General features: G+C 40.1%; 7 protein-coding genes and 1 pseudogene. 4 read left to right on the forward strand and 4 right to left on the reverse strand.

The features are described from left to right. The first annotated feature begins 446 nt into the window (after nucleotides 1-446). The 4 genes from P8O70_06180 (at nucleotide 447) to P8O70_06195 (ending at nucleotide 4,003) form a co-directional block, all read left to right on the forward strand. Nucleotides 447-980, forward strand: a complete 534-nt coding sequence (locus tag P8O70_06180) for a CIA30 family protein (protein MDG2196463.1) — start codon at nucleotides 447-449, stop codon at nucleotides 978-980. A gap of 271 nt (nucleotides 981-1,251) precedes the next feature. Next, nucleotides 1,252-1,833, forward strand: a complete 582-nt coding sequence (locus P8O70_06185) for a hypothetical protein (GenBank protein MDG2196464.1) — start codon at nucleotides 1,252-1,254, stop codon at nucleotides 1,831-1,833. A 619-nt stretch (nucleotides 1,834-2,452) separates the two neighbouring features. Then, nucleotides 2,453-3,067: a hypothetical protein gene (locus P8O70_06190; protein ID MDG2196465.1), complete on the forward strand. Its 615-nt coding sequence runs from the start codon at nucleotides 2,453-2,455 to the stop codon at nucleotides 3,065-3,067. 342 nt (nucleotides 3,068-3,409) lie between these two features. Beyond that, nucleotides 3,410-4,003, forward strand: coding sequence for a fumarylacetoacetate hydrolase family protein (locus P8O70_06195; GenBank protein ID MDG2196466.1), 594 nt, complete (start codon nucleotides 3,410-3,412; stop codon nucleotides 4,001-4,003). 375 nt (nucleotides 4,004-4,378) lie between these two features. On the opposite strand, the gene P8O70_06200 is transcribed toward P8O70_06195, so the two are convergent. The 4 genes and pseudogenes from P8O70_06200 to P8O70_06215 all read right to left on the reverse strand — a co-directional run. After that, the gene (locus P8O70_06200) at nucleotides 4,379-5,077 is read right to left on the reverse strand and encodes a TenA family protein (protein MDG2196467.1); all 699 of its coding nucleotides are present in this window, start codon (nucleotides 5,075-5,077) and stop codon (nucleotides 4,379-4,381) included. Between the two features lie 236 nt (nucleotides 5,078-5,313). After that, a complete protein-coding gene (locus P8O70_06205; protein MDG2196468.1) occupies nucleotides 5,314-5,466 on the reverse strand; it encodes a hypothetical protein in 153 nt (50 codons plus the stop codon). A 177-nt stretch (nucleotides 5,467-5,643) separates the two neighbouring features. Beyond that, nucleotides 5,644-5,946 (reverse strand): annotated as a pseudogene (locus P8O70_06210) (class I SAM-dependent methyltransferase). 191 nt (nucleotides 5,947-6,137) lie between these two features. Beyond that, nucleotides 6,138-7,552 (reverse strand): YHYH protein (locus P8O70_06215; protein MDG2196469.1); only part of this gene is annotated, 1,415 nt, incomplete at its 5' end.

Genomic DNA, 7,552 nt, shown 5'->3' on the forward strand with positions numbered 1-7,552 from the left:
TTCAAAGCCACCTTCCGTTTCCGAGGTGCATTGTTCCTCATCTGGGGTACAGTCGACAGGAACAGGTTCCCCGCAACCCCACAGTAGTAGCGTGCAAAGCACTAGCAGTAACCAGCGACGCAGCATGTCTCAACCTCATCAGCGGTTTATACTTTTTGTGACAACCAGGATTTTTACTCTTTGCTAGTAAATGTGTCAAGAATTGTAGAGCATTTTGAGGATTAACTAGATGACAATGAGGTCCGAAGTCGATCATAAATTGCTAAACAAATGTTTGAGCTCTTAATCACAAACACACAATTTTATTTGATGCTTACTCGAGTAGGATTTGCTTTCTGATTAGCTAAGTTCTAATTTTTAAGACAATAGAAATAAATTTCTCCTCTAACAATTTCATCTCAACCATTATGTTATTTTGTCGCCACTTAATTTTGAGTTTTTTTACAATGCTGATTTCCAATTCTGCTTTATCATCAAACTTATTAGATATTTATGATTTCAATAGCCCAGAGACAGCAGGTAGTTGGATGATTGTAAACGATGGGGTAATGGGAGGTGTTTCCCAATCTCGGCTAAGCCTTGATGAGCAGGGTGCCTTAGTTTTTGAAGGAAGGGTATCCCTTGATTATGGAGGTGGTTTTGCCTCAGTAAGGTCGATAGTAAATCAATTGGATGCTGAAAAATACCAAGGAATCTTTCTTAAAATTAGAGGAGATGGGAATAAGTATCAGTTAAGATTGAGACAGACAAGCAGAGTAGAGGGGGCTGCGTTTTATCAGCATTTCAAAACTGAAATTGGGAAATGGGTAGGGATTTATCTGCCATTTAATGGGTTTAAAGCGTCTTACAGGGGAAGGTTATTGCCAGATCACCCAAAGCTTGACACCAGTAGAATTGCTCAGATTGGCCTCATGATTAGTGATAAGCAGAAAGGGAGTTTTCGCTTGGAAGTAAATAGAATGGCTCTATTCCAAAAATGATAAATCCTAAAAAGTGAAGAAAATTAGAAACTTTCAATTGAGTAGAGATAAGCTCTTACAATTTAAATTTGTTGATAAGCTTCAGCGATTATGTTTCTTCTGGGGTACCTTTGTCATCCTATTCGCTTCAGTTGGGTGCTCCCAAAATAATTATCCATTGCAAATAAATCCTGGTCCCTCCCCAACAGATTCTATTTCTAATCTTCCTAAAGAATCTGCGATTCCAGCTGGTCTGCAAAAGTTTTCACTTCCACAATTGGTAGAAGGGGTTTTGCAGGAACGTACATATCTTGTCCGGTTCCCACTCAAACCGAGCCGTTCAAACTATCCGATAGTATTTTACTTTCATGGTGGCAGGGGTACAGCCTCTAAACTCTTCCGTAATCTGGGTGAAGTTCACAGGCTTATTGATGACAATCAGTTTATCGGAATCTTTCCTCAGGGTTTAAAAAAAAGCTGGAATCTCAGCCTGGAGCCGTCCAAAGCGGATGATGTGGCTTGGGTTACAGAAATTTTTGAAGAAATTTCAAAGCTCAGATTTGTAGATTCATCATCTGTTTATGCAGTAGGTATTTCCAATGGGGCAGGATTGGTCAATAAACTCGGCAAGGAAACAGAAATTTTTAATGGAATTGCGCCAATTGTTAGTCAACAAACAGTTAAAATGCTCAAAGTAACCCCCCATAGAGGAATTTCTGTTTTTCAAGTCAATGGAGACAATGATCCTTTGATTCCACTTGAGGGAGGATTGTCTCGAATTCTCCATAAATTTGTTTCAGCAAAGGAAAGTGCACAGAACTGGGCTCAGTATTCAAATTGCGCAAAAGTGCCAGCTGGCTTTGAAGAAAATTGAGGGCCCTACGGTACAAAGGGGTTTATTTACAATGAGTGTGAATCGGGTAGGCAGGTACGTTACTATGTTGTGCAGGGCTCAGGTCATAGATCGAATTTTAAAGGCTTCCCCCTTCATACAGTTATCTGGAACTTCTTCAAAAATTCTCCTGGTGCAGATTGATTCTCAATATATACTGCCTGCGTACTGAATATCCAATCAAATGGCAGTCAAATATTTTTCTAAGAAGTGATTGATCAAACAGACTAAAATCTTGGTCAAATAAGCGATTGTTGAAAATAAATTTTGAGCAAACACAATTCTTGATAATCAGATGAGATGTATCTTTGCCTCATTAGGATTTTTGTTGATTACCAGTATTCTTGCTGGATGCTCCATTAATTCATCATCAGATAAAAACGATAATTCAACTACTGTTAATCCAAATTCCTTAGCAGTTCCAAATTTTCCATTTGGGTTGCAAAAGTATTATCTGGACCAAATTGTTGAAGGAAGTACTGAAAAACGTGAATATTTTATCAGATATCCTTCGCAGCCTAAACAATCCAATTACCCAATAGTATTTTACTTCCACGGAAATGGGGGTACTGCAGAAAGTTTTTACAGTAATCTGAGTGAGGTGCATGAACTAATTGATAACAATGAATTTATTGGAATTTTCCCACAAGGATTAGAGGAAAGTTGGAATTTGGGTGCGGAAGCATCCAAAGCAGATGATGTTGCCTGGGTTGAAGGGATAATTGAAGCAATTTCAGAAAAAAGCTTCGTGGATCTCTCATCTGTTTATGCTGTGGGCATTTCCAATGGAGCAGGTATGGTAAACAAGTTGGCTAAAGAAACGAATATCTTGAAGGGAATTGCCCCCATTGTTAGCCAGCAGACGCTAGCATTATCGAAAATCTCACCCCTTAATGGTGTGTCAGTTTTTCAAATCAATGGTGATGACGATCCACTAATCCCCTTGAATGGAGGCTTATCTAAAGTACAACATCAATTTATTTCAGCCAAAGAGAGTGCAGAAAACTGGGCAGTGTATTCCAAATGCTCAACCATTCCCCTGACTTTTCAGGATGTGTGGGGACCGTACCCTGTACAATCTTTTTTCTATGGGAATTGCGAATCGAATTGGCAGGTGCGCTATCATATCGTCGAGGGATCAGGTCATAGTGGAAATTTTGGGAATTTTGCTCTTCACAGAGCAATCTGGAACTTCTTCAAAAAATTCCCTGGCTGAGATTAATATCCAACGATGCTAGGTGATGGGAATTGAATAACTTAATCTTTTCATGGAGCTAATTTGCTTCATAGAAGAATAAGTGATTCCAAATTATGAGACTAAAGATATATAAAAACTTTTGAGGAAAGGGAATTCTTGAACCAAAACCAAATTTCTGCATTAGCAAATCACCTGATCCAGTCAAGAGTTGGGGGACCGCCATCGGCCCTTCCCGATGAATCTATGATAGTGCTGTCAATTGACCAAGGGTACCTCGTTCAGGAAGCAATTCATGCCCGATTAAAAAATCATGGTTTTGGGGAGCTCGTTGGTCATAAGATAGGCTGCACCACGAAAGTTATGCAGGATTTCCTTTCCATTTCACATCCTTGCTCAGGAGAAGTGTTTGAAACAAAGGTTTTTCCAAGTCAGACCACTCTTAGGCTTTCTGATTTTCAAAAAATTGGAATTGAATGTGAAATTGCTGTGCGGCTCTCCAAGAATTTTCCAGAGCAGAAGACTCCTTATAACATTGAAATGGTTCAAGATGGTGTTGGTGCTTTGATGGCAGCAATCGAACTTGTTGAAGATCGTTATATTGATTATCCAAACTTTCCGACCCCGATTTTGATTGCAGATGATTTCTTCAATACAGGCGTAGTATTGGGCGAAGAGCTATCCAACTGGAAATCCATTCCACTCTGTGAAATTAAGGGTTGGATGCAAATTGATGGTAAAGAAGTTGGATTTGGAACAGGTGCGGACATTATGGGAAATCCTCTAAATGCTTTAGTCTGGCTTGCCAATCACTGTGTTAGACTTCAGAAACCGCTCAAAGCAGGAGAATTTGTGATGCTTGGAAGCGTAGTTCAAACAGTATTCATAGAGAAACCAGCAAGAATTAAAATTGGTTTTGAACAGCTTGGAGAGGTTTCTGTAGATTTTGTGCCATGAGATGAGGTCAATCAACCTACATTACTAGCAATGCCACTCTTTGAAAACTGTTTTGGTTTTAAGAAAAACTCTTACCGCATTTAAATTAAGAGTCTTAACTCTAATTTGCTGACAAAATTTATCTCTCTTCAATTACCTCGCCTGAGAATATTACCAGGAATTTTGGAGATTATTCCTTATAGAACTAAGCCAAAACATCACTATATTAATATATGAAATTTTAATAGAAGAAATTAGTTTAAAAAAAGCATTGATCTACCTGAGACCCTGCAATTAGTAAAAGAGTGGAACAAATTGAATTGTTGAGTTTCTAATTGTTGCCAAAAATACCGATTACTCAAAACTCCAGCATCTGAATAAGAAAATTAAAATATATCAGAGATTCCCATATGGATGATGATGAAAAGCGATTTCCCAATCCAGCATATTTCTGAAATGCTGCGCGCATACTTCTTGGAGATCTAAAGGGGCTTTTGCACCCAACTCATTTACACGATTTGTCAACCAGCTTACTTGTTTACGGAAGTCAGGTGTAAGGTGCAACTCAACCCACTCTTTAGCTGGACCTATCATATGACCATCCCTAGCACGCTCACACCAAGTCAGGTACATCCACTCCGCAGCTAACATGGTAGTAAGTATTTCTAAGAGTGATCCCGTCTGTGCAATTTTGATCGCCCCATCTCTCAACAGCCTAGCTTTACCATCAAGTTTAAATTCACTCAGCTCCTTTTCCTTCACACCCATTGACGTGAATGTCTTCTGGAAATAATCATCCTGTTCATTTCCTAAAGCAGATAGAATGGATATAAGACGATTTTGATCGTCGATTGCCATAGCTTTGGCAAGTGCATAAGCAAAAATCGTTATTGCTGAACGCACAAAATTGTGTTCGAGTTGCAAATACTTCTTGAAGACATCTTCTGGAATAGTGTTTTTTTCTACATCTATTGTAAATCTGTGATAAACCATTTTTTCCCAAGATGTTGAGCTCCGGTTTCTCAACCATTCCACAAAGTTCCCTTCCGTATTCTCTAAACAAAACTTTGAAAATTCATTATCTGATGCAGACATTTTCTTTCATTTGCAACTAAAAGCTTGTTGAAAAAATTCTGGAGAAGTGCATCAGTAAATTTCACTTATGACCAAACTTTGGGCTTAGTCTCTAAATTCTTTTCCCTTAGTGAAATGGATAATGCATGGGATAATAAGGAGTATCAATCATTGTTATACACAAAAACCAGGCAGATCAATTTAAATTGTGACTATAATCTTCGATTGTACTTGGTACAAGAATTATTGAAATTCAATCAAACGATCCCTTTGATTGCATTGGCGTGAGCGTAAATACTGACTGCTCCAGAAGAGCTTTTAGTTAGCTCACTTTCAACGGTTGAGCGGATGTCCGAAATTACTTCTGGAGTCAAATCTTCAAAAACCCCCAAAAATGCTGGAGCTTTCACTGTAATACTCCAAAGTTCTTCAAAGTTTGAAAATGTTCTTGTAGCTCTGAATTGCTTGCATTCAATTGATTGTAAACTCACCTCATTCCAAAGCTTTTCGAGTTCATCTATCCTTGAAACTTCGGCAGTCGGAGGCAAAGGATAATCGATTCCTCGCTTACGAAGTTCTTGGTGAAGCTACTCATGCGGTAAGCCGCCACCTGGAACATCCCAGTCATAAGTAGCAATGATGCCTCCAGGTTTTATGACTCTTTTCATTTCATTCTCTCCAAGAGCTGGATCTGGCAGAAAATAGAGGACTAAGGCCATGGTTGCTACATCGAAAGAAGAGGATTCACAGGCTAGCGCTGTCGCATCTCCAGTCTGGAAAGTAACTTGCTGCGCTATGGAGCGTTGGCGGGCAAATTTGATTTGAGCTTCTGAAGGCTCAATACCCAATAAATGACTGGGAGAGCAAAGCTCAGCCACTTGGGCTGTGAAAGCCCCACCACCACATTAAATATCAATCCAATTCAATCTGCTAGTGGGGCTTAGCCATTCAATAAATTCTTTGCCCACTAATTGGCTCCAGACCCCCATCATCCGTTCGTATTTAGCACCGTCTTCAAAAGTATTTGTTTGGTAGATCATAAGACTTTAACAAGACTAATTGAGGAAATTTTCTTTGATGACTATCTGCAATATGTACTGGTCTTGACAGCCCCTCCGTCCTCGACAGTCTTGCTTTCAAAGTTATAACAGTCGTTGCCAGTAGGTGTGTAGCGAATGTAGTAATCAGCGTTTCCATACTTGTAGCTCAAGGTCTTAGTGTTGGTGTTGGCCTGAAAATTCAAGTTTGTAACATTGATGGGCTGGCCACTCGTTCGCCCCGGCAGTGGCGAAACTCTTACGGTTTCCAATTTGGATGAGTCGGTCACTCCGACTAAACACATGAGTATGTAGGGAGCAGAAGGAGAGGTATGATAGCGGTAACCAAAGTTGTCATCTGTGGTGTGATTACACAACCCCAAGGTGCTAACAGGACTGCCATCAGGAGCATTGTCTCCATAAATCGGGTAGCCATCAAATGCCCAGCCGATAATTGGATTTGCATCCTTGTTTGCCATTTGATTAATCATACACGTGGGTTTTTTATGGTAATGATAATCATCCCCGCGACCTGAGTGGCCACCACAGTTGTCCAACTGTCCAAGTGCGTGTGTGTCTTCCTTTGAATCGTAACTCCAATTGCTGATATTTAATTCTCCCCCACTTGAATAGTCGTAAATCGGAACACCATTGACTGCAACGCCCAAAGCCGCATCTCTAGTTGTGAAGCTTTCGGAGGTAATTGGACTTGAGGAGAGTGCAATGGGGCTGGTGTAGTCTTTGGCTGGGACTGCTGTCTGCTCGTTTGTCGCCGTAATGCCATTCATCAAGTCATGGCTTGGGTATGTGTCAGAGGCCAAATATGCATGGTTATTGTCGCAACTGACAGTAACTTCAGATCCAAATCCAGCATCGACAATAGAATTTTTGATTGTTGTACAACGATTAGTATCAATAGCTGGGGAGGTGGGAGTAGAAACCGAATTGGATTCAACGATGTTGATAACCCCTCCCATTGATGAATGTAGACCACAATTATAATAGAGGGTGGAAGGTGCATCATTAGGTACCGTGAAAGTCAAAAAACCATTTGTAGCTCGGGTACCTGTAACTCCTGATGAGTATTCATTGCTATAATTTCCTCCCCCTAGTGTCGTCCCAATGAATAGAGGGTGATTGTTTGTGGAGGAATCTTCTACGTTGAAATAATAAGTATAGCCTTCCTTCAGACTTAATGACTTTGTTTCTGTGCCATCGACATAATATTTGTTCGAATAGCCGGATGAACTCACAGTGATTTTAAATGTAGTCCTGTCAGCACTATATTCTGAAGATGATTGACTAGCAGGATTTACAGTACAGCTAGTATAGTCGTAACTCCCGGACAAATTTCCATCGGAACAACTTCGGGTCTCGCCAGTACAAGTATTTCCAAAAGCCACTGAAGATGCTTGATAGGCTGTTACCGTACTTCCGTGAGCAACTGTTTGGCCGTTCA

The sequence above is a fragment of the SAR324 cluster bacterium genome, assembly GCA_029245725.1.
Taxonomy (GTDB): Bacteria; SAR324; SAR324; order SAR324; family NAC60-12; genus JCVI-SCAAA005.